This is a genomic window from Streptomyces chisholmiae (genome assembly GCF_031845445.1).
Classification (GTDB): domain Bacteria; phylum Actinomycetota; class Actinomycetes; order Streptomycetales; family Streptomycetaceae; genus Streptomyces; species Streptomyces chisholmiae.
Genome location: NZ_JAVREO010000004.1, coordinates 207,104 through 226,975, shown reverse-complemented (window position 1 = coordinate 226,975; position 19,872 = coordinate 207,104). Strand labels below are relative to the sequence as shown.

General features: G+C 74.2%; 21 protein-coding genes and 1 pseudogene. 16 read left to right on the top strand and 6 right to left on the bottom strand.

The annotated features are described in order from the left end of the window. The first annotated feature begins 124 nt into the window (after positions 1-124). The 11 genes from RM844_RS33500 (at position 125) to RM844_RS08400 (ending at position 9,895) form a co-directional block, all read left to right on the top strand. Entirely contained in the window at positions 125-262 is a 138-nt protein-coding gene (locus tag RM844_RS33500) for a putative leader peptide (protein WP_394814459.1), read from the top strand. 164 nt (positions 263-426) lie between these two features. Beyond that, positions 427-2,121 carry a nitrite/sulfite reductase gene (locus RM844_RS08445; protein ID WP_311666573.1) on the top strand — a complete coding sequence of 565 codons (1,695 nt, stop codon included), beginning with the start codon at positions 427-429 and terminating at the stop codon, positions 2,119-2,121. After that, complete coding sequence (locus RM844_RS08440; RefSeq protein ID WP_311666340.1) at positions 2,118-2,306, top strand: hypothetical protein; 189 nt, start codon at positions 2,118-2,120, stop codon at positions 2,304-2,306. The genes RM844_RS08445 and RM844_RS08440 overlap by 4 nt, the downstream gene beginning before the upstream one ends. A gap of 11 nt (positions 2,307-2,317) precedes the next feature. Continuing rightward, positions 2,318-3,052, top strand: coding sequence for a phosphoadenylyl-sulfate reductase (locus RM844_RS08435; protein ID WP_311666339.1), 735 nt, complete (start codon positions 2,318-2,320; stop codon positions 3,050-3,052). Positions 3,053-3,090: 38 nt separating this feature from the next. Next, a complete protein-coding gene (cysC, locus tag RM844_RS08430; protein WP_311666338.1) occupies positions 3,091-3,636 on the top strand; it encodes an adenylyl-sulfate kinase in 546 nt (181 codons plus the stop codon). Between the two features lie 116 nt (positions 3,637-3,752). Next, positions 3,753-4,688 (top strand): sulfate adenylyltransferase subunit CysD, encoded by a 936-nt coding sequence (gene cysD, locus RM844_RS08425; RefSeq protein ID WP_311666337.1) that lies wholly within the window; start codon positions 3,753-3,755, stop codon positions 4,686-4,688. Then, positions 4,688-6,040, top strand: coding sequence for a sulfate adenylyltransferase subunit 1 (locus tag RM844_RS08420; RefSeq protein ID WP_311666336.1), 1,353 nt, complete (start codon positions 4,688-4,690; stop codon positions 6,038-6,040). Before cysD ends, RM844_RS08420 begins: the two co-directional genes overlap by 1 nt. Before the next feature lie 221 nt (positions 6,041-6,261). Beyond that, entirely contained in the window at positions 6,262-7,392 is a 1,131-nt protein-coding gene (locus RM844_RS08415) for an ABC transporter substrate-binding protein (RefSeq protein ID WP_311666334.1), read from the top strand. A 55-nt stretch (positions 7,393-7,447) separates the two neighbouring features. Next, the gene (locus tag RM844_RS08410) at positions 7,448-8,245 is read left to right on the top strand and encodes an ABC transporter ATP-binding protein (protein WP_311666333.1); all 798 of its coding nucleotides are present in this window, start codon (positions 7,448-7,450) and stop codon (positions 8,243-8,245) included. Further along, complete coding sequence (locus RM844_RS08405; protein WP_311666332.1) at positions 8,232-9,128, top strand: ABC transporter permease; 897 nt, start codon at positions 8,232-8,234, stop codon at positions 9,126-9,128. The genes RM844_RS08410 and RM844_RS08405 overlap by 14 nt, the downstream gene beginning before the upstream one ends. Next, a complete protein-coding gene (locus RM844_RS08400) occupies positions 9,125-9,895 on the top strand; it encodes a sirohydrochlorin chelatase (protein WP_311666331.1) in 771 nt (256 codons plus the stop codon). The genes RM844_RS08405 and RM844_RS08400 overlap by 4 nt, the downstream gene beginning before the upstream one ends. Positions 9,896-9,988: 93 nt before the next feature. Here RM844_RS08400 and RM844_RS33495 read toward each other — a convergent pair. From RM844_RS33495 to RM844_RS33490, 3 genes and pseudogenes are all read right to left on the bottom strand, one after another. Beyond that, positions 9,989-10,501 (bottom strand): annotated as a pseudogene (locus RM844_RS33495) (winged helix-turn-helix domain-containing protein); the annotation flags it as partial. Positions 10,502-10,530: 29 nt separating this feature from the next. Further along, a complete protein-coding gene (locus RM844_RS08390) occupies positions 10,531-11,481 on the bottom strand; it encodes a TauD/TfdA dioxygenase family protein (protein ID WP_311666330.1) in 951 nt (316 codons plus the stop codon). 341 nt (positions 11,482-11,822) lie between these two features. Then, positions 11,823-11,906, bottom strand: a complete 84-nt coding sequence (locus RM844_RS33490) for a putative leader peptide (RefSeq protein WP_394814468.1) — start codon at positions 11,904-11,906, stop codon at positions 11,823-11,825. Between the two features lie 190 nt (positions 11,907-12,096). On the opposite strand from RM844_RS33490, the gene RM844_RS33485 reads away from it, so the two are divergent. The 3 genes from RM844_RS33485 to RM844_RS08380 all read left to right on the top strand — a co-directional run bounded on the left by RM844_RS33485 (position 12,097) and on the right by RM844_RS08380 (position 13,373). Then, positions 12,097-12,183: a putative leader peptide gene (locus RM844_RS33485; RefSeq protein WP_394814467.1), complete on the top strand. Its 87-nt coding sequence runs from the start codon at positions 12,097-12,099 to the stop codon at positions 12,181-12,183. A gap of 145 nt (positions 12,184-12,328) precedes the next feature. After that, positions 12,329-12,832 (top strand): cysteine dioxygenase, encoded by a 504-nt coding sequence (locus RM844_RS08385; protein ID WP_311666329.1) that lies wholly within the window; start codon positions 12,329-12,331, stop codon positions 12,830-12,832. 136 nt (positions 12,833-12,968) lie between these two features. Continuing rightward, complete coding sequence (locus tag RM844_RS08380) at positions 12,969-13,373, top strand: rhodanese-like domain-containing protein (protein WP_311666328.1); 405 nt, start codon at positions 12,969-12,971, stop codon at positions 13,371-13,373. Between the two features lie 85 nt (positions 13,374-13,458). On the opposite strand, the gene RM844_RS08375 is transcribed toward RM844_RS08380, so the two are convergent. Continuing rightward, positions 13,459-14,445: an NAD-dependent epimerase/dehydratase family protein gene (locus RM844_RS08375; RefSeq protein ID WP_311666327.1), complete on the bottom strand. Its 987-nt coding sequence runs from the start codon at positions 14,443-14,445 to the stop codon at positions 13,459-13,461. A gap of 136 nt (positions 14,446-14,581) precedes the next feature. Between RM844_RS08375 and RM844_RS08370 the strand changes: the two genes are divergently transcribed. Then, positions 14,582-15,145 (top strand): GNAT family N-acetyltransferase, encoded by a 564-nt coding sequence (locus tag RM844_RS08370; protein WP_311666326.1) that lies wholly within the window; start codon positions 14,582-14,584, stop codon positions 15,143-15,145. On the opposite strand, the gene RM844_RS08365 is transcribed toward RM844_RS08370, so the two are convergent. Continuing rightward, positions 15,135-15,725, bottom strand: coding sequence for a DUF1697 domain-containing protein (locus RM844_RS08365; RefSeq protein WP_311666325.1), 591 nt, complete (start codon positions 15,723-15,725; stop codon positions 15,135-15,137). The two genes, RM844_RS08370 and RM844_RS08365, sit on opposite strands and share 11 nt — an antisense overlap. Before the next feature lie 57 nt (positions 15,726-15,782). Then, a complete protein-coding gene (locus RM844_RS08360) occupies positions 15,783-17,009 on the bottom strand; it encodes an SAV2148 family HEPN domain-containing protein (protein WP_311666324.1) in 1,227 nt (408 codons plus the stop codon). A gap of 123 nt (positions 17,010-17,132) precedes the next feature. Here RM844_RS08360 and treY point away from each other — a divergent pair, with 123 nt between their 5' ends. Next, positions 17,133-19,556 carry a malto-oligosyltrehalose synthase gene (gene treY, locus RM844_RS08355; protein ID WP_311666323.1) on the top strand — a complete coding sequence of 808 codons (2,424 nt, stop codon included), beginning with the start codon at positions 17,133-17,135 and terminating at the stop codon, positions 19,554-19,556. Positions 19,557-19,872: the final 316 nt, after the last annotated feature.

Genomic DNA, 19,872 nt, shown 5'->3' with positions numbered 1-19,872 from the left:
CAGCCGACCGGGGGTCGAGGGGGCCGGGAGGCGCGCCCGTCCGGCCCGCTGGTCAGCCCTCGGTCGTCGACCGCTCGACGGAGCGTGATATCTCCACTCAAAGCGTTCGCATAGCGGGACACTCATGTCCATATGCTGGATAGTGGTGGACTGGCGGGGGACCGCGTGCAACGCTGCCGTCATGTCGCGAGCGGGAATTGCCCTGGTGAGTCGCCGCCATGTTGATCTCGGTCGAATGTCCAGCGCCATCTGTTCCGGGTGACCTGAGAGCACCACCGCACCCGGGGTCCGCTCCGTTCGCCGTCCGCCCCCGCCCCTTCCGGGCTGTCGGAAACCCCTGTTGACCATCGACTCTGTCCTGCCCGCCGCGACGTTGCGGCGGTCTCCAGGTCAGAGTCTCCCTGCTGCCCGCAGAAAGCCGTGATGATGCCGGACTCCGTCAAGAAGCCCGCCGGTACGCCCCGACGCAAGCCCGGGCGGCACCGTGGCGAGGGGCAGTGGGCCTCGGGCCACTTCACCCCGCTCAACGGGAACGAGCAGACCAAGAAGGACGATGACGGTCTCAATGTGCGGACACGCATCGAGACGGTCTACGCCCAGCGGGGCTTCGACTCGATCGACGGCGCCGACCTGCGCGGCCGGATGCGCTGGTGGGGTCTCTACACCCAGCGCCGGCCCGGCATCGACGGCGGCAAGACCGCGATCCTGGAGCCCGAGGAGCTGGACGACGAGTACTTCATGCTCCGGGTCCGGATCGACGGCGGGCTGCTCACCACCGAGCAGCTGCGGGTGATCGGCGGGATATCCGAGGAGTTCGCCCGGGGCACCGCCGACATCACCGACCGGCAGAACATCCAGTACCACTGGATCCGGATCGAGGACATGCCGGAGATCTGGCGGCGCCTCGAGGGCGTCGGCCTCTCCACCACCGAGGCGTGCGGCGACACCCCGCGCGTGGTGGTCGGCTCCCCGGTCGCCGGCATCGCGGCGGACGAGATCATCGACGGCACCCCGGCCATCGAGGCCATCCAGCGCCGGGTGGTCGGCAATCCCGCCTACTCCAACCTGCCGCGCAAGTTCAAGTCGGCGGTCTCCGGCTCCCCGCTGCTGGACGTGGCGCACGAGATCAACGACATCTCGTTCGTCGGCGTGGTGCACCCCGAGCACGGCCCCGGCTTCGACGTGTGGGTCGGCGGCGGGCTCTCCACCAACCCCAGGCTGGGCGAACGCCTCGGCGCCTGGGTGCCGCTGGACGAGGTCGCCGACGTGCACGAGGGCGTGGTCGGCCTGTTCCGCGACTACGGCTACCGGCGGCTGCGGACCCGTGCCCGGATCAAGTTCCTGCTCGCCGACTGGGGCGTCGCGAAGTTCCGCCAGGTGCTGGAGGACGAGTACCTGCGGCGTCCGCTGCTCGACGGCCCGGCGCCCGCGCAGCCGCCCGGCGAGTGGCGCGACCACGTGGGCGTCCACCGGCAGCGGGACGGCCGCCGCTACCTCGGCTTCGCGCCCCGGGTCGGCCGGGTGGACGGCGCCACGCTGACCAAGATCGCCGACCTCGCCGAGGCCTACGGCTCGCACCGGGTGCGCACCACGGTCCAGCAGAAGATGCTGATCCTGGACGTGGCCGAGGAGCAGGTCGAGCAGCTCGCCGACGAGCTGGAGGCGCTGGGCCTGACCACCCGGCCGTCGTCCTTCCGGCGCGGCACCATGGCCTGCACCGGGATCGAGTTCTGCAAGCTGGCCATCGTCGAGACCAAGGGCCGCGGCTCCTGGCTGATCGACGAACTGGAGCGCCGCCTCCCGGAGTTCTCCGAGCCGATCACCATCAACATCAACGGCTGCCCCAACTCCTGCGCCCGTATCCAGGTCGCGGACATCGGTCTCAAGGGGCAGCTGGTCACCGACGCCGACGGCCAGCAGGTCGAGGGTTTCCAGGTGCACCTGGGCGGTTCGCTCGGCCTGGACCCGGGGTTCGGCCGCAAGGTGCGCGGGCTGAAGGTCACCGCCGCCGGGCTGGCCGACTACGTCGAGCGGGTGCTGCGGGCCTTCGAGGCGCAGCGCGAGCCGGGCGAGCGGTTCGCCCAGTGGGTGACCCGCGCGGACGAGGGGGCCCTCAAGTGAGCGAACGCGCCGCCCCGTTCTACTGCCCCTACTGCGCCGAGGAGGACCTGCGCCCCAGTGAGGCCGGGCCCGGCGCCTGGGAATGCGCGGCCTGCAACCGGGCGTTCCGGCTGTCGTTCCTGGGCCTGTTGGCCAGCGGTATCGTCCGCCCCTCCGCCGAGTCCGGCGGGGCGGACGCCAGCTGAAGGAGATGACGATGGAGACCACCTCCCCCCAGAGCACCGCCCCCGCGGCGGCCGGCCCCGACGCCGAGGAGGCGCGGGCGCTGGCCGAGCGCGCCGGGCGCGCGTTGGAGGACGCCGACGCGCTGGAGATCCTGCGCTGGGCGGCCGACACCTTCGGCGACCGGTTCTGCGTCACCTCCTCGATGGAGGACGCCGTGGTGGCCCATCTGGCCTCCCGGGTCAGGCCCGGGGTCGACGTGGTCTTCCTGGACACCGGCTACCACTTCCCGGAGACCATCGGCACCCGGGACGCGGTCGCCGTGGCGCTGGACGTCAACGTGCTGACCCTGACGCCCCGGCAGACCGTCGCCGAGCAGGACGCCGAGTTCGGCCCCCGGCTGCACGACCGGGACCCGGACCGCTGCTGCGCGCTGCGCAAGGTCGAGGTGCTGGAGCGCGGGCTCGCCGACTACACGGCCTGGGCCACCGGCCTGCGCCGGGACGAGTCGCCGACCCGCGCCAACACGCCGGTGGTCAGCTGGGACGCCCGGCGCGGCAAGGTCAAGGTGGCGCCCATCGCCCGCTGGACCCAGCGGGACGTCGAGGAGTACGTCGCCGAGCACGGCGTCCTGACCAACCCGCTGCTCCAGGACGGCTACGCCTCGATCGGCTGCGCGCCCTGCACCCGGCGGGTCGCCGAGGGCGAGGACGCCAGGTCGGGCCGCTGGGCCGGGCTGGGCAAGACCGAGTGCGGGCTGCACGGCTGATGACCACGGCGGAAGAGCGGGACACGAGGAGTGCGGGGATGAGTGAGACCAACCGGGGCGCCACCGTGTGGCTCACCGGGCTGCCCAGCGCCGGCAAGACGACGATCGCCCGGGCGCTGGCCGACCGGCTGGTCGAGGCGGGCCGGCGGGTCGAGGTGCTGGACGGCGACGAGATCCGCGAGTTCCTGTCGGCCGGGCTGGGCTTCTCCCGGGAGGACCGGCACACCAACGTGCGGCGGATCGGCTTCGTCGCCGAGCTGCTCGCCTCGCACGGGGTGACCGTGCTGGTGCCGGTGATCGCGCCCTACGCGGACAGCCGGGAGGCGGTCCGCAAGCACCACGACGCGGCCGGCACCCGCTACCTGGAGGTGCATGTGGCGACGCCGGTCGAGGTCTGCTCGGAGCGGGACGTCAAGGGCCTGTACGCCAAGCAGGCCAGCGGCGAACTGACCGGCCTGACCGGCGTGGACGACCCCTACGAGGCGCCCGAGGCGCCCGAGCTGCGGATCGAGACGCACCGGCAGAGCGTCACCGAGTCCGCCGCGGCGCTGCACGCGCTGCTGGCCGAGCGGGGTCTGGCGTGAGCCGGCCCGGCGGGGCGCCACGGACCGGCGCGGGCGGCGGCAGGGTCGACGGCACGCCGGTCGGCGGCGGCACGGTCGGCGGCAGCACGGTCGGCGGCGAACGAGAGGAATTCCCCATGACGGCGGCGCTTCAGGTCACCGAAGGGATCGGCGGGCCCTACGCCCTGAGCCATCTCGACGTGCTGGAGTCCGAGGCGGTGCACATCTTCCGCGAGGTGGCGGGCGAGTTCGAGCGCCCGGTGATCCTCTTCTCGGGCGGCAAGGACTCCATCGTCATGCTGCACCTGGCGCTCAAGGCGTTCGCGCCGGCGCCGCCGCCGTTCTCCCTGCTGCACGTGGACACCGGGCACAACTTCCCCGAGGTCATCGAGTACCGCGACCGGGTGGTGGCCCGGCACGGGCTGCGGCTGACCGTGGCGCTGGTGCAGGACTTCATCGACAGCGGCGAGCTGCGTGAGCGCCCCGACGGCACCCGCAACCCGCTCCAGACGGTGCCGCTGCTGCGCGCCATCGAGAGCAACCGCTTCGACGCCGTCTTCGGCGGCGGCCGGCGGGACGAGGAGAAGGCCAGGGCGAAGGAGCGGGTCTTCTCGCTGCGCGACGAGTTCGGCGGCTGGGACCCGCGCCGGCAGCGCCCCGAGCTGTGGCAGCTGTACAACGGCCGGCACGCGCCGGGCGAGCACGTCCGGGTCTTCCCGCTCTCCAACTGGACCGAGCTGGACGTGTGGCAGTACATCGCCCGGGAGAAGATCGAGATCCCGGCGATCTACCACGCCCACCGGCGGGAGGTGTTCCAGCGGGACGGCATGTGGCTGGCCCCCGGCGACTGGGGCGGGCCGCGCGAGCACGAGACGGTCGAGGTCCGGCAGGTCCGCTACCGCACCGTGGGCGACATGTCCTGCACCGGCGCCGTGGAGTCGGACGCCGAGACCATCGAGCAGATCATCACCGAGATCGCCGCCTCCCGCCTGACCGAACGGGGCGCCACCCGGGCCGACGACAAGCTGTCCGAGGCCGCCATGGAAGACCGCAAGCGCGAGGGGTACTTCTGATGACCGCCGCCGAGACCGCCGACGCCGCGGCCATATCCGCCACCTCGCTGCTGCGGTTCGCCACCGCCGGCTCCGTCGACGACGGCAAGTCCACGCTGGTGGGCCGGCTGTTGCACGACTCCAAGTCGGTGCTCAGCGACCAGCTGGCCGCCGTCGAGCTGGCCTCCCGCAACCGCGGGCAGGAGACGCCGGACCTGGCGCTGCTCACCGACGGGCTGCGCGCCGAGCGCGAGCAGGGCATCACCATCGACGTGGCCTACCGCTACTTCGCCACCGCCCGCCGCCGGTTCATCCTCGCCGACACCCCCGGCCACGTGCAGTACACCCGGAACATGGTGACCGGCGCCTCCACCGCCGAGCTGGCCATCATCCTGGTGGACGCGCGCAACGGGGTGGTCGAGCAGACCCGCCGGCACGCGGCGGTCGCCGCGCTGCTGCGGGTGCCTCAGGTGGTGCTGGCGGTCAACAAGATGGACCTGGTGGACTACGCCGAGCCGGTCTTCGCTGAGATCGCCGCCGAGTTCACCCGGTACGCCGGCACCCTCGGCATCCCCGAGGTGACCGCCATCCCGATCTCGGCGCTGGCCGGCGACAACGTGGTCTCCCCGTCGGCGACCATGGACTGGTACGGCGGGCCCACCGTGCTGGAGCACCTGGAGACGGTGCCGGTGGCCCACGACCCGTCGGTCGAGCCGACCCGCTTCCCCGTCCAGTACGTGATCCGGCCGCAGTCGGCCGAGCACCCCGACTACCGCGGCTACGCGGGCCAGTTGGCGTCCGGGGTGCTGCGGGTCGGCGACCGGGTCACGGTGGCGCCCTCGGGGCGGACCAGCGTGGTGGAGCGGATCGACCTGCTGGGCCAGTCCGTCGACCTGGCCTGGGCGCCGCAGTCGGTGACCGTGACCCTCACCGACGACCTGGACATCTCCCGCGGCGACCTGATCGCGCCGACCGCCTCCGCGGCACCGGGCAGCCAGGACCTGACGGCGACCGTCTGCCACCTGCACGACCGGCCGTTGACGCCGGGGGCCCGGGTGCTGCTGAAGCACACCACCCGGACGGTCAAGGCGATCGTCAAGGAGATACCGTCCCGGCTCACCCTGGACGACCTGTCCCAGCATCCGGACCCGGGCCAGCTGGCGGCCAACGACATCGGCCGGGTGGTGGTCCGCACCGCCGAACCGCTGGCCCTGGACGACTACGCGGTCTCCCGCACCACCGGCTCGTTCCTGCTGATCGATCCGGCCGACGGCGCCACGCTGACCGCCGGGATGGCGGGCGAGGCGTTCACCGACGCCGCCGGCGCGGACCTGCCGGCCGGCGCCGACTCCTCGGACGGTTGGGACTTCTGACCATGCCGAGGGACTTCTTCTCGACCTTCGCCAAGGAGGGCGGACGGGTGGGCAGTGGCGCGCTGGGCAGCGGCCACGGCGGCATCGCGCGATGTGCGGGCTGAGTTGACGCGGCGCGGCACCCCCGCGCCACCGGCGTCGTCCCAGTCCCCCCGCCCACCCACCACGCCCCCCGCACGCGCGCCGCCGACGGCGCGCGCCCGCCGAGAGGAACCCGAGCCATGACCGCCTTCCGTCGTCCCGTCTCCGGCAGAACCCGCCGCCCGCTCGCCGGCCTGGCGCTGCTGCCGCTGCTGCTCGCCCCCGTCGCCGCCTGCGGCTACGGCTCGGACGCCGAGGACGAGGAGCCGTCGTCGAACACCACGAGCGACGGGCCCACCCTCTCCGCCGACGAGGTGACCATCGGCTACTTCGCCAACATCACCCACGCCACCGGGGTGATCGGCCTGGAGAACGACGGCGCCATCCGGGAGGAGCTGGGCGGCACCGAGATCAGCACCCAGGTCTTCAACGCCGGCCCCTCCGCGATCGAGGCGCTCAACGCCGGCGACCTCGACCTCACCTTCATCGGCCCCAACCCGGCGATCAACGGTTTCGCCGGCTCGGGCGGGCAGAGCCTGCGGGTGGTCGCCGGCGCGGCCTCCGGCGGCGCCTCGCTGGTCGTCAACCCGGACACCGTGAGCAGCCTGGACGACCTGGCGGGCAAGCGGATCGCGACCCCGCAGCTGGGCAACACCCAGGACGTGGCGCTGCTCAGCTACCTCAACGACCAGGGCTTCGAGGTGGACCCGCAGAGCGGCCGGGGCGACGTGTCGGTGCTGCGGATCGCCAACTCGGAGATCCCCGCGGCCTTCGACGGCGGCGACATCGACGGCGCCTGGGTGCCGGAGCCGACCGCCGCCAACCTGCTCAGCCGGGGCGCCGAGACGCTGCTCGACGAGGGCGAGCTGTGGGACGACGGCCAGTACGTGGTGACCCACCTGATCGCCTCCCAGTCCTTCCTGGAGGAGCACCCCGACGTGGTGGAGGCCGTGGTGCGGGGCGTGGTGCGCACCAACGCGTGGATCAACGAGAACGAGGACGAGGCCAAGACCGTCTTCAACACGGCGCTGGGCCGGCTGCCCGGCGGCAACGAGCTGCCCGCCGAGGTGCTCGACCCGGCCTTCGCCAACGTCGAGTTCGTCAACGACCCGCTGGCCGAGACGCTGCTGACCGGCGCGGAGAACGCCACCGAGGTCGGCCTGCTGGACGAGACCGACCTCACCGGGATCTACGACCTGTCCATCCTCAACCGGGTGCTGGCCGAACAGGACCAGCCGGAGGTCGGGGACGCCGGCCTGGGCGTCGGCTGAACCGCCGCACACCATCCGGGTTTCCGCTCACGTTCACCCCAGGAGGTGACTACCGATGGCTACCGCCGTTGACGGCACGGTCAGTGACGACGCCACGGCCGAGGCCGGGTACGCCGTGCGGTTCGACCACGTGTCGAAGTCCTTCGGCCGGCCGGGCAAGCAGCAGCTGGTGCTCGACGACATCAGTCTCCATGTCGCCCCGGGTGAGTTCGTCACCCTGATCGGCGCCTCGGGCTGTGGCAAGTCCACCCTGCTCAACCTGACCGCCGGCCTGGACGACGCCTCGGTCGGGGACATCTCCGTCCCCGGCGGGCGGCCGGCGCTGATGTTCCAGGAGCACGCGCTCTTCCCGTGGCTGACCGCCGGCCGCAACATCGAGCTGGCGCTGCGGCTGCGCGGCGTGGCCAAGGCGGAGCGCCGGGTGGAGGCCGAGCGGCTGCTGGCGCTGGTCCGGCTGCAGGGCTCCTACGACAAGCGGGTGCACGAGCTGTCCGGCGGGATGCGGCAGCGCGTCGCGCTGGCCAGGGCGCTCGCCCAGGACAGCCAACTGCTGCTGATGGACGAACCGTTCGCCGCGCTGGACGCCATCACCCGGGACGTGCTGCACGAGGAGCTGACCCGGATCTGGTCGGAGACCGGGGTCTCGGTGCTGTTCGTCACCCACAACGTGCGGGAGGCGGTCCGGCTGGCCCAGCGGGTCATCCTGCTCTCCTCCCGCCCCGGCCGGGTGGTCACCGAGTGGCGGGTGGACATCGACCACCCGCGCCGGATCGAGGACACCGAGGTCTCCGCGCTCTCCGTGGAGATCACCGAACGACTCCGGGAGGAGATCCGCCGCCATGGCCAGCAGTGACACCGCCACCCCGGCCAGCGGGAGCGACCTGGCGGGCCTGGAGGCCGGCCTGGACGCGCTGGAGAGCCCGGGCGGCTCGGAACGGACGCCCGTCGGGCGCGTGCTGCTCACCAAGGTGCTGCCGCCGATCGTGGCGATCGGGCTGGTCCTGGCGGTCTGGCAGATCACCTTCTGGGCCGACGTGCAGCCGGACTACCTGCTGCCCAGCCCCGGCGACGTGGGCGCCGTCTTCGCCGACATGTGGCGCGCCGGCACGCTCCTGGAGTACATCTGGACGAGCGTCTCGCGCGGCATCCTGGGCTTCCTGATCGCCATCGCGGTGGGCACCCCGCTGGGGCTGCTGGTCGCCCGGGTCAAGCTGGTGCGGGCGGCGATCGGCCCGGTGCTCACCGGGCTCCAGTCGCTGCCGTCCATCGCCTGGGTGCCGGCGGCGATCATCTGGTTCGGACTGACCAACGGCACCATCTACGCGGTGGTGCTCCTCGGCGCGGTGCCGTCGATCGCCAACGGCATCGTGGCCGGCGTGGACCAGATCCCGCCGCTCTACCTGCGGGCCGGCCGCACCCTGGGCGCCACCGGGCTGAGCAGCGTGCGGTTCGTGCTGCTGCCGGCGGCGCTGCCCGGCTACCTGGCGGGGCTCAAGCAGGGCTGGGCGTTCTCCTGGCGCTCCCTGATGGCGGCCGAGCTGATCGTGCACTCCCCCGACCTGGGCACCGGTCTCGGCCAGCTGATGGAGAACTACCGGACCATGCAGAACATGTCGGGCGTGCTGGCCACCATCATCCTGATCCTGGTGGTGGGTGTCGCGATCGACCTGCTGTTCTTCTCTCCCCTGGAGCGCCGGGTGCTGCGCTCCCGCGGGCTGCTGACCCGGGTGTCATGACCGGGCGGGGACCGGCGTTGCTGCTGCTCGCCCACGGCAGCAGGGACCCGCGCCACGCCGCCACGGTGCGGGCGCTCACGGCCCGGGTGCGCGCCGCCGCGCCCGGGCTGCCGGTCTCCTTCGGCTTCCTGGACCTGGCGCTGCCCCGGGCGGAGCGGGTGCTCGCCGAGCTGTCGGCGGCCGGGCACCGCGAGGTGGTGGCGGTGCCGCTGCTGCTCAACCGCGCCTTCCACGCCACCACCGACATCCCGGCGCTGCTGGCACGCCAGCGGGACCGGCTGCCGGGGCTGACCGTGTGGCAGTCCGAGGTGCTGGGGCCGCACCCGCTGCTGACCAGGACCCTGGAGCGCCGGCTGGCCGAGGCCAACGGCGGTCCGCTGACCGACCGTTCGGCGACCGGGGTGGTGCTGGCCTCGGCCGGCACCAGCGCCCCGGCGGGCCGGGCCGCGCTGGAGCGGCTGGCCGACGGGTGGCGGGCGGCGGGCGGCTGGGGCGCGGTGGTCTCCGCCTACGCCTCGGCGAGCGCGCCGGACCCGGCGTTTGCCGTGCGGGCGTTGCGGGCGGACGGGCTGCGCCGGGTCGTGGTGGCGCCCTACGTGATCGCGCCGGGGCGGCTGCCGGACCGGATCGAGGCGGGCGCCCGGGAGGCGGGGGCCGACCTGTTGGCCCCGGTGCTGGGCGCCGCGCCCGAACTGGCCCGGCTGGTGCTGCGCCGCTACCGGGCGACGGTCGGGGCCAGGCCGCGCGCTGTGCCGCTGGCCGGCTGAGACCACTGGGCCGCTGGGCCGGCTGAGGCCCGCGTTCTCGGCCCGGGTCGGCGGGTGGGCAGCGCCCCGGACCGCGGGTGACGGCACGCCGCCGGCCGGCGGCACGTACTTGTAACCCACCCGGCGGACCGTGACGATCCGCTCCCGGTAGGTCGGGCCGAGCTTCCGGCGCAGCCGGGCCACGTGCACGTCCACCGTGCGCTGGTCGCCGACCGGGCCGTAGCCCCAGATGGTCGCCACCAGCGACTCCCTGGTGTAGACCCGGTGTGGGTGCCGCACCAGGTGCGCGAGCAGCTCGAACTCCAGGTAGGTCAGGCGCAGCGGGACGCCGTCCACGGCGGCGGTGCGTTCCTCCGTGTCCACCACGATGCCGCGGGCGACCCGGGTGGGTGACTCGGGGGTGACGGCCGCCGGGCGGGCCGGCGGGGGCGCGGCCCCCTGCGCGGCGAGCAGCTCGCCGAGCTGGGCCGGCTGGGTGCCGGCCGGGGCCAGCACCAGATAGCCGACCAACGGCACGGAGCCGTCCGCCGTCTGGTTCTCCGGCGCCAGGGTCACCGTCACATCGGAGAGTTCGGACAGGTCAGGGAGCGCGGTAAGGTGCCGCATCGTCGGCTCCTTCCTTGGTGTTTCGAGGGTCAGGCCGCCGAGGCGGGGGTGTGGTGCTCCGCGCGGTCGCCTTCGACGACGCGGCTGCGCTCTCCGTCCGTACCGACGGGAACATCCCCGGCGACGGTCACCCGGTGCAGCAGGCGCGGCAGGGTGCCGTGGTCGTCGGGGGCGTAGTGCTGGGTGCTGCGGTTGTCGAAGATCGCCAGGTCGCCGGGGGCCCAGCGCCACCGGACGACGTTCTCCGGGCGGGTCACCCGGCCCTGGAGGACACGCAGCAGGTCCGTTGAGTCGTCGGCGTCGAAACCGACCAGGCGTTGGGCGAACGCGCCGATGAACAGGGCGCGTTCACCGCTCTCGGGGTGCACCCGGACCACCGGGTGCGCGACGGTGCGGGCCGGCGGCCGCCCGGCGCCGGGGCGGTGGTCGGCGGGCCGGCCGGGCCCCGGCCGGTGTTCGGGTCCAGGCGGGTGGCCGAGGGCCAACTCGGGGCGCTCGGCGTGCACCGCCCAGAGTCGGTCGGCCAGAGCGCGCAGCGGCGCGGGCGACTCCTGGTAGGCGGTGGCGGTGTTGGCGATCAGGGTGTCGCCGCCGTAGGGCGGGACCACCAGGCTGCGCAGGGTGGTCACCCGGGGCGGGGCGGGCAGGTGGCTGGCCTCGGTGTACCAGTGGTTGACGGGGCCGCCGTCCCCGTGGGCGGGTGGCTGGTCGGCGGCCGGCGAACCGGCCCCGGCGGTGGCCGGGGCCACCGGCCGGTTGGCGGTCAACTTGGCGGTCAACTCGCCGAAGAGCGAGGCGAACCGGTACTGGGCGACGTCGTCGAGCCGCTGTCCGCGGAAGAAGAGCGCCTTGTGCTCGATCAGCGCCGCGTTGATCTCGGCGACCACGCCGGGATCGAGGGGGCGGGCGATGTCGACGCCGAGGATCTCGGCGCCGATCCGGCCGCCGATCCGGCGAATGTCGAAGTCGTGTTCGGTCATGTGTGGCTGGTGCCTTCCCGGGCGGGTATGCCGTTGCGGTGGAGGAGCGGCACGGAGGCCGGCCCCACAGCGCGGCCGGCACCTCCCCCGCTCACCGGGCACCGGCGGGGTCACGGGGTCGCCCGCCGACCACCGCACCGGCCGGGCCGTCGGCGCGGATGCCGAACAGCTCGGGCGGTGACCGTCCGGTGCGCGACCAAACGGTGGTGCGGGGGTGCAGAGGCGGGAGGGACCACCGGGAACAAGACCGGGATCAGTGAGCGGATGTCCACCGGAACGCACGCGGGGAGGCGGAGCGCACGGCGGTCACACAGGGGGAAGCGCGTCGGCGAGGCGCTGTCTCAGCGTCCGACGGCACAGATCGCGCTGGCTTGCCGTCGAAGATCGACGTGCAACCGCGCTACGAGAAAGGCAGCCTGGCTCACAATAGGTGAGAATGCCAGCGCTCTCCGGGTGCCGTCAAGATTGTGGTGTTCCGTCTCACATCACGGGACAGCCACCGCCCGCTCCCTGATATGACGCGGAAGTCCCGGTGTCGGGGCCGGAGTTGACGAACGCCTCGCGGTCGGCCGGGCCGCTTGACCGGGGCGGGGCCCGCGCGGTAGATCTGTCGCCATGCCGACCAGCAAGCGCCTCTTCTCGCGAAGCCATGTGGACCTCGTCCGCGTGGCCAGCGCGCTGTGTCGTCGCGGCCGTCTCTGAGCTTCGGCTGACCGGGGCCCCGCCGGGGCCCGTCCGAAACGCCTGAGCCACGGCCGCGCCCGGTGGTTCGCCGTCGGGTGTGGTCCGCCCCGCCACCGCCGGCGGGGCTCGCCCGCCCCACCGCCACCGCTCCGTGAGGATCACCATGCCCAGCCCCGCCCTGACCCTGCCCGCCACCGTCGAGGACCCGCGCACGCCACAGGAGTTGGCCGCCACGGTGCGCGCCTTCGCGGCGCGCCGCGAGCTGTGGGAGCCGCTGGCGCGGTTCACCACGCCGGAGCGCTGGTACCACCGGCTGGCCGCCGGCACCGACCACGAGGTCTGGCTGCTGACCTGGCTCCCGGGGCAGGGCACCGAGATCCACGACCACGGCGGGGCCTCGGGCGCCTTCGGCGTGGTGCGCGGCGCGCTCACCGAGCGCTCCTTCGCCCTCCCGGGGGCGGGTGGGCGCCCGCCCCGGACCCGCGCGCTGCCGCTCGCCGCGGTGCGCTCCTTCGGCCCGCGACACGTGCACGAGGTCACCAACACCGGCGCCGAGCCGGCGGTCAGCATCCACGCCTACGCGCCCGCGCTGGCCACCATGTCCTACTACACCGAGACCGACGACGGCCGGCTGCGGCTGGACCGCACCGACGCCGTGGAGGACTGACCCGGCCGGGGCCCGCGACCGGACCGGATCCGGTGCCGGAGCGGGCTCCCGGGCCCGCCCACGAGCGGGCTCGGGCCGGCCGGGGTCCGGGCGGGAAGCGCGGCAACCGAGGAACACCCACGACGGAGGGGCGAGGATGAGCGCGGCGCGTTCGACGATCGAGGACCATCTGGCGGCGGCGCGGGCGACCCTGGACCGGGTCACCGCCGAGGCGGCGTACCACGAGGCGCGGGCGGGGGCGGTGCTGGTGGACACCCGCGTCCACGAACAGCGGGCCAGGGACGGTCTCGTGCCGGGCGCCCTGGTCATCGAGCGCAACCACCTGGAGTGGCGCTGCGATCCGGCGAGCGGCGCCTCGGTACCGGAGGCGGTGGACACCGAGGTGCGGTGGATCGTGCTCTGCGACGAGGGGTACGCCTCCTCGCTGGCCGCCGCCTCGCTGCGGACCCTCGGCCTGGCCCGCGCCACCGACGTGATCGGCGGCTTCCAGAGCTGGCGCGCGGCCGGCCTGCCGGTGATACCGCCCGCGGACCGCCCCTGACCGCCCGCCGGGCAGGCGCCCGCCCCGGCTCGGCCCAGGCCCGGCCCCCCGCCACCGGCCCGCGCCCCGGCCGAGCCACGCCCGGTCAACCCGCCAGGGCCCGGGCCTCCTTCTCCTCGGGGAGGCCGATCGGAGACCGGAGACCACCCAGCCGGGTCCCCGGCGGCAACTCGCCGAGCCACCGCCAGGTGTCGCGGACCGTCTCGGCCACCGGCCGCACGGTCAGCCCGGCGGCCAGCGCCCGGCTGACATCGGACCCGTGCAGCCCGGCGTGCAGCGGGCCCGGCGGCAGCCAGCAGGGCAACTCCGTCCACGGCTCGATGCCGGCCGCCAGCACCGCCTCCGGCGTCAGCCAACGGAACGTCGCGGCCGAGCCGGTCACCGCGGCGCAGGCCGTCAACAGCTCGCCCATGGTGCTGGCGCCCGGCGGACTCACCAGGTCGTAGGGGCCGGTCAGCCCGCGCGCCGCGGCGTCCAGGGTCCACCGCGCCAGGTCCCTGATGTCCAGGTACTGGAGGGGCAGTTCGGCCGGACCGGGGGCCAACACCTCGCCGCCCCTGGCGATCCGGCGCAGCCACCAGGGCAGCCGGCCCACGTTCTCGTAGGGCCCGAGCAGCAGCCCGCAGCGCACCAACAGGGCCCGGTCGACGCCGAACTCCCGCTGCGCCGCCAGCTCCCCACCCCGCTTGTCGGCCGCGTACTCCGTCCGCTCCGCGTCCGGGGCACCGGCCACCACCGGGCTGTCCTCGTTCGCACCGGCCGGCGGGGGGAAGGCGTAGACCGAGCGGCTGGAGAGGTAGCTGTAGTGCCCGGCCCGGCCGGCCAGCAGTCGCGCGGTCGCCTGGACGGCCACCGGCGCCTCGCTCCAGGTGTCCACCACCAGGTCCCAGGTGCCGTCCGCCAGCGCGGCCAGCCCGCCGGGCGCCAGCCGGTCGCCGCGCAGGGCCGTCACCCCCGGCGGGGCCGGGGAGCGGCCCCGGTTGAAGACCGTGACCCGCCAGCCACGCGCCAACGCCTCGTGTACCAGGGGCGGTCCGGCGAACTCCGTCCCGCCCAGCAGCAGTAGCCTCATGCCCGCCAGCCTGCCCGGGCCACCAGCGCCGGCCAAGGCGCTTCGCCTCCTGGCTGATCTGCCCAGGGCAGAGCCGCCCGCGCCCGCATCCGGCCAGCCCGGATACCGCCCGCGGCCCGCCGGTAGGATCGGCCGGATGAGCGAGGAAACGTCCCTCTGGCAGTTCCCGGCCGGCCCCGGGCTCCTCATGCGCCCCTGGCGGGAGAGCGACGTGCCGGCCGTCCGGGACGCGTTCAACGAGCCGGGCATGTACCTGCAGTTCGGCAGCGTCCTCGAAGAGGGCACGGTGGACGACGCGGCCGCCGCGCGCTGGATAGCCCGCTACGAGGAGCGCAAGCAGGAGGGCACGGCCTACTCCTGGGCGGTCACCGACGGGCCCGGCCCGTCGGCCACGCTGCTCGGCCAGGTGGCCGTCACCAACGTCAACAACGTGCACAACTGGGGCTGGGTCTCCTACTGGACCGTCGGGGCGGCCCGCCGGCGCGGCGTCGCCAGCGCGGCCGTCCGCCGGCTGAGCACCTGGTGCTACGCCGAGCTCGGCACCCACCGGCTGGAGCTGGGGCACCGAACGGACAACGAGGCGTCCTGCCGGGTGGCGCTGGCCGCCGGCTACCGGGTGGAGGGCCTGCAGCGGGACAAGCTGCGCTACGGCGGCGTCCGCTACGACGTCGAGACGCACGCCCGGCTCGTCACCGACTGACCGACTCCCCGGCGCCGCCGGGCGCCTCGGCCACCAGGGCCAGCAGCCGCTCCACGGTGCGCCAGTTCCGTCCGGTCGCCACCAGGCCCGGCGCCGGGGCGGCGAGCCGCTGGCCCAGCCGGCCACGCCCCATCCCGCCCGGGAAGTGGGCGAAGACCTCCCGCTCGCCGAGCCGGAACTCGTCCGGCGCGAAGGACGCCGGATCGAGCGCGGCCACCGGATGGTCGGTCGCCGGGCCGTCCAGGAAGACCACCAGGAGCCTGGCCGGGTCCAGCTCGGCGACCGGGAAGGGACAACGGGCCACGCCCCGGCGCAGCTCCTCGCCCGAGCGCACCACGCACTCCACCGGGAAGCCGAAGCGCTCGCCGAGCGCCCCCGAAAGCTCCGCCGCCAGCCCGGCGGGGCCGCGCGGCGGGGCGGTGAACACCGCGTTCCCGCTCTGGAGATGGGTACGGACCGCACCGAACCCCCGTGCCGCCAGCAGCTCCCGGAGCGCGGCCATCGGCACCTTCCGCCGGCCACCGACATTGATCCCACGAAGCAGCGCCACATACGGCACCACCACCTCTCGCTCACTCATGGTGACGAGAGTAGGGCCCGGCACTGACAATCCGTGATGGCGCCGCGTCGGCCCAGCTCAGGACACGGGCCGGGAGTGCCCCCAGGCCCACTCGAACTCCTCGTGATACGTCTCGAAGAGGCTCAGCTCGTCGCCCGGCGGCGCGTCCCCGCCCAGTATCTCCCGCCCGGCGCGCCGCAGCACCAGCGCCGGCGTCTCCACCCCCCGGCTGCGCCGCAGGTAGGACTGGATCACCGCCACGCCGTCGGCGCCGTCCCCGTCCACGAAGTAGGCGCTGAACCGGGGCGTCTCGTCGAAGACCCGGATCTCGAACGCCTCCTGGTCCCGCACCCGGGCGCGCACCCGGCGGACCTGGAGGATGTTGGTCTCGACCGAACGTCCCAACTCCCCGCGCTTGAGCCCCAGCTCCCGCTCCCGGCGGCGCATGGCCGCGCTGGCCGGGTTGAGGAACAGCAGCCGGGTGCGGCAGCCCGCCTCGGCCAGCCGCATCAGCCGGCGCCCCGGGTAGTTCTGCACCAGCAGACCGAGCCCTATGCCCATCGCGTCCAGCCGCCGCGCCCCGCCGAACAGTTCCTCGGCCGGCAACTGCCGTTGCAGCCTGACCCGGTCCGGGTGCACGCCGGCCACGTCGGTGAACCGGTCACCGACCAGCTGCTCCACCACGTCGGCCGGCAGCCGGCCGTCCGCCGGCGGGGCCCCCGAGTCCAGCAGCCGCAGCAACCGGGCGCAGCCGCGCTCCGCCTGCTCCAGCACCGCCCGGTTGATCCCCCGGTTGCGGCTGACCGCGCTGCGCGCCACCTCCAGCTCGTCCAGGGTCAGCTCCAGCTCGCGCCGGTTGTCGAAATACGGCGCGAAGCACGGCCAGTGCTGCACCATGAGTTCACGCAACTGAGGCAGGGTCAGAAAGGCGAGCACCGTGTCATCGGCAGGATCGAGCAAGTGTCCCTTGCGGCGGCTCACCTCGCGCAGCGCCGCCGCCCGCTGCACCCACTCCTGGCCGGTCGGCCCGGCCGCGGCCATCTCCCACTCCGGGCCGTGCACCGGCTCGTACACCGGGCGCAGCACCGCCCCGACCACCGAACGCAGCCGTTGTTCCACCAGGTTGAGCCAGACGTACGCGCGCCCGGCGCGCTCCACCCGCAGCCGGACCTCGGACCAGTCCTCGGCGCTCCACTCCAGGTCGGCCCCTATCTCCATGGGGCGCGGCACCGGTACGGCCCCAGCCGCCGCCTCGGCGGCCTCACCGCCGTTGCCCGATGGCAGCTCCAGGCCCGAAGAGCCCACCGTTCGTACCGCCTTCCGCGCCACTGATGGATCAAGGAAGCCTACTGTGGCACGCCCCGGCCACGCAGCAAGATCCCACAACCCCCGCGCTTGCCGGCACCTGACGCGGGGCAGGCGTCGGACATGACGCCAGGACGGGTGCCCACGGCGACGTACCGGCTCCAGCTGGGGCCCGACTTCGACTTCTCGGCGGCCGCCCGGGTGGTGCCGCACGCCGCCGCCCTGGGCGTCTCCCACCTGCACCTCTCCCCCGTGCTTGACGCGGTGCCCGGATCGGCGCACGGCTACGACGTCACCGACCACGGCCGGGTCCGTCCGGAGCTGGGCGGCGAGGACGGCCTGCGGCGGCTGGCCGAGACCGCGCACGACCACGGCCTGGGCCTGGTGCTGGACATCGTGCCCAACCACATGGCGCTGCCCGCCGACACCCGGCGCAACGCCCCGCTGTGGCAGGTGCTGCGGGACGGCCCGGACTCCCCGGCCGCCCGCTGGTTCGACATCGACTGGGCGGCCGGCGACGGCCGGCTGCTGCTGCCGGTCCTCGGCGGCCCGCTGGGCGAGGAGCTGACCCGGCTGTCAGTGGCCGAAGGTACGCTCCGGTACGCCGAGCACCGCCTGCCCCTCCGTCCCGGAACCGAGGAGTTGCCCCTGGACCGACTGCTGGACGCCCAGCACTACCGGCTCGCCTGGTGGCGGCTGGGTCGCAGCGAGTTGAACTACCGCAGGTTCTTCACCATCAGCGACCTGATCGCCATCCGCGTCGAGGACCCGGAGGTCTTCCGCGCCAGCCACGCCCTGGTGTTGCGCCTGCTCGCCGACGGCGTGGTCGACGGGCTTCGGGTGGACCATCCGGACGGCCTGGCCGACCCGGGCGGCTACCTCGCGCGGCTGCACCGGGAGACCGGCGGCGCCTGGATCGTGGCGGAGAAGATCCTCGGCTCCGGCGAGCAGCTCCCCGGCGGCTGGCCGATCGCCGGCACCACCGGCTACGACGCGCTGCGACACCTGGACGCGCTCTTCGTCGACCCCGAGGGCTGGGCCGAACTCACCGAGCACTACCGCGCGTTCACCGGCGCCCCGCCCGACCAGGGGGGTGCCTGGGAGGCCACGGTGCGGCGGGCCGCCTACCGGGTCATCAACCACGAGCTGGCCGCGGAGCGGGAGCGGCTGGTGCGGGTCGCGCGCCGGATCTGCCGCGCCGTGCGGCCGCTGCGGCACCGCGACCACGCGCCCTGGGCGCTGCGCACCGCGATCACCGAGCTACTGGTGCGGCTGCCGGTCTACCGCCCGTACGTCACCGCCGACGCCCCGCCGTCCCCGGTGGACGCGGCGCTGCTGGCCACGGCGGCGGACGGGGCCGAGGCCGCCTTCCAGGTGCCGGCCGAGGCCGCGGCGGTCGGCACCGTCCGGGAGCTGGCGCTCGGCCGCTTCGGCGACGCGGCGGACCAGGCCGACTTCCGGGTGCGGTTCGCCCAGGTCGCCTCGGCGCTGCGCGCCAAGGCGGTGGAGGACACCGCCGGGTACCGCTACACCCCGCTGCTGTCGGCCGCCGAGGTCGGCGGCGATCCGGGCATGCCGGCCCTGCCGCCGGCCGCCTTCCACGCGTTCTGCGCCCGGACGCAGCGGGACTGGCCGCTCACCGGCACCGTGTTGACCACCCACGACACCAAGCGCAGCGGCGATGTCCGGGCCGCCCAGGCGGTGCTGACCGAGCGCCCCAGGGACTGGGCCGCGCTGGTCAGCCAGCTCACCGAGGCCACGGCCGCCACCGGGGTGCGGGCCCCCGACCCGCACCTGGCCTGGGGCACCTGGCAGACCGCGTTCGCGCTCGGCCATCCGGACCGGGAGCGGCTGCTGGCCACCCAGCTGAAGACCGTCCGGGAGGCCGCGCTGCACACCAGCTGGACGGAGCCGAACGACGCGTACGAGACCGCCGTGGAACGCTTCGTCCTGGCCGGTCCGTGCGGCCAGCCCTTCCACCAGCTCGCCGAGTTCGCCGCCGAGGTGGCGCCGGCGATCCGCGCCAACGTCCTGGGCGTCACGCTGCTGCATCTGACCATGCCAGGGGTGCCCGACGTCTACCGGGGCAGCGAGGGCCACTACCTGGCACTGGTCGACCCGGACAACCGCCGGCCGCCCCGGCTGCCGGTCGAGCGGCTGACCGCGCTGGACGAGGACGGGAACGGGGACAGCCCGGCCGAGGGCCTCGACCTGGCCGCCGAGAAGCTGCGGCTGACCGCCACCGTGCTCCGCCTACGCCGGGCCCGTCCCGAGTGGTTCGGCCCGGAGGCCGACTACCGGCCGCTGTTCGCCGACGGCCCGGCCGCCGAGCACTGCGTCGCCTTCGTGCGCGCCGACCGGGTGCTCAGCGCGGTGACCCGGCTCTCCCAGCGGCTGGCCACGCGGGGCGGCTGGGCGGACACCCAACTCCCGCTGCCGCCCGGCGACTGGCGCGACCCACGCACCGGACAGCGCCACCGGGAACGGGTGTGGCTGGACCGGCTCTTCGCGACGGAGCCGGTGGCCCTGCTGGTCAACGAGGACTGACCTGACCGGCCCCGCACGGCCGCGTCACGCGGCCAACCAACCTGGGAGCGCTCCCAGCACACCGTCTCCTCATCCGTCACCGACCCCCCATCGAACGCCCGCCGGTCCGCCACCCGTCCCCCCACCCCGGACTCCGTCCCCCTTGAAGGGCACACCTGACCAGGGATCACCGGCGACCGGCCGGGATCGGGCAACGCACGAGTCTTTACAGCCGACTTCCCCGGACGCTACCTTCCATTTGGGAGCGCTCCCACTCCCGAGGCGGCGGTGCACCGCGACACCGCCCAACCGACTCCGGCCTGTCGTCCCACCTCCA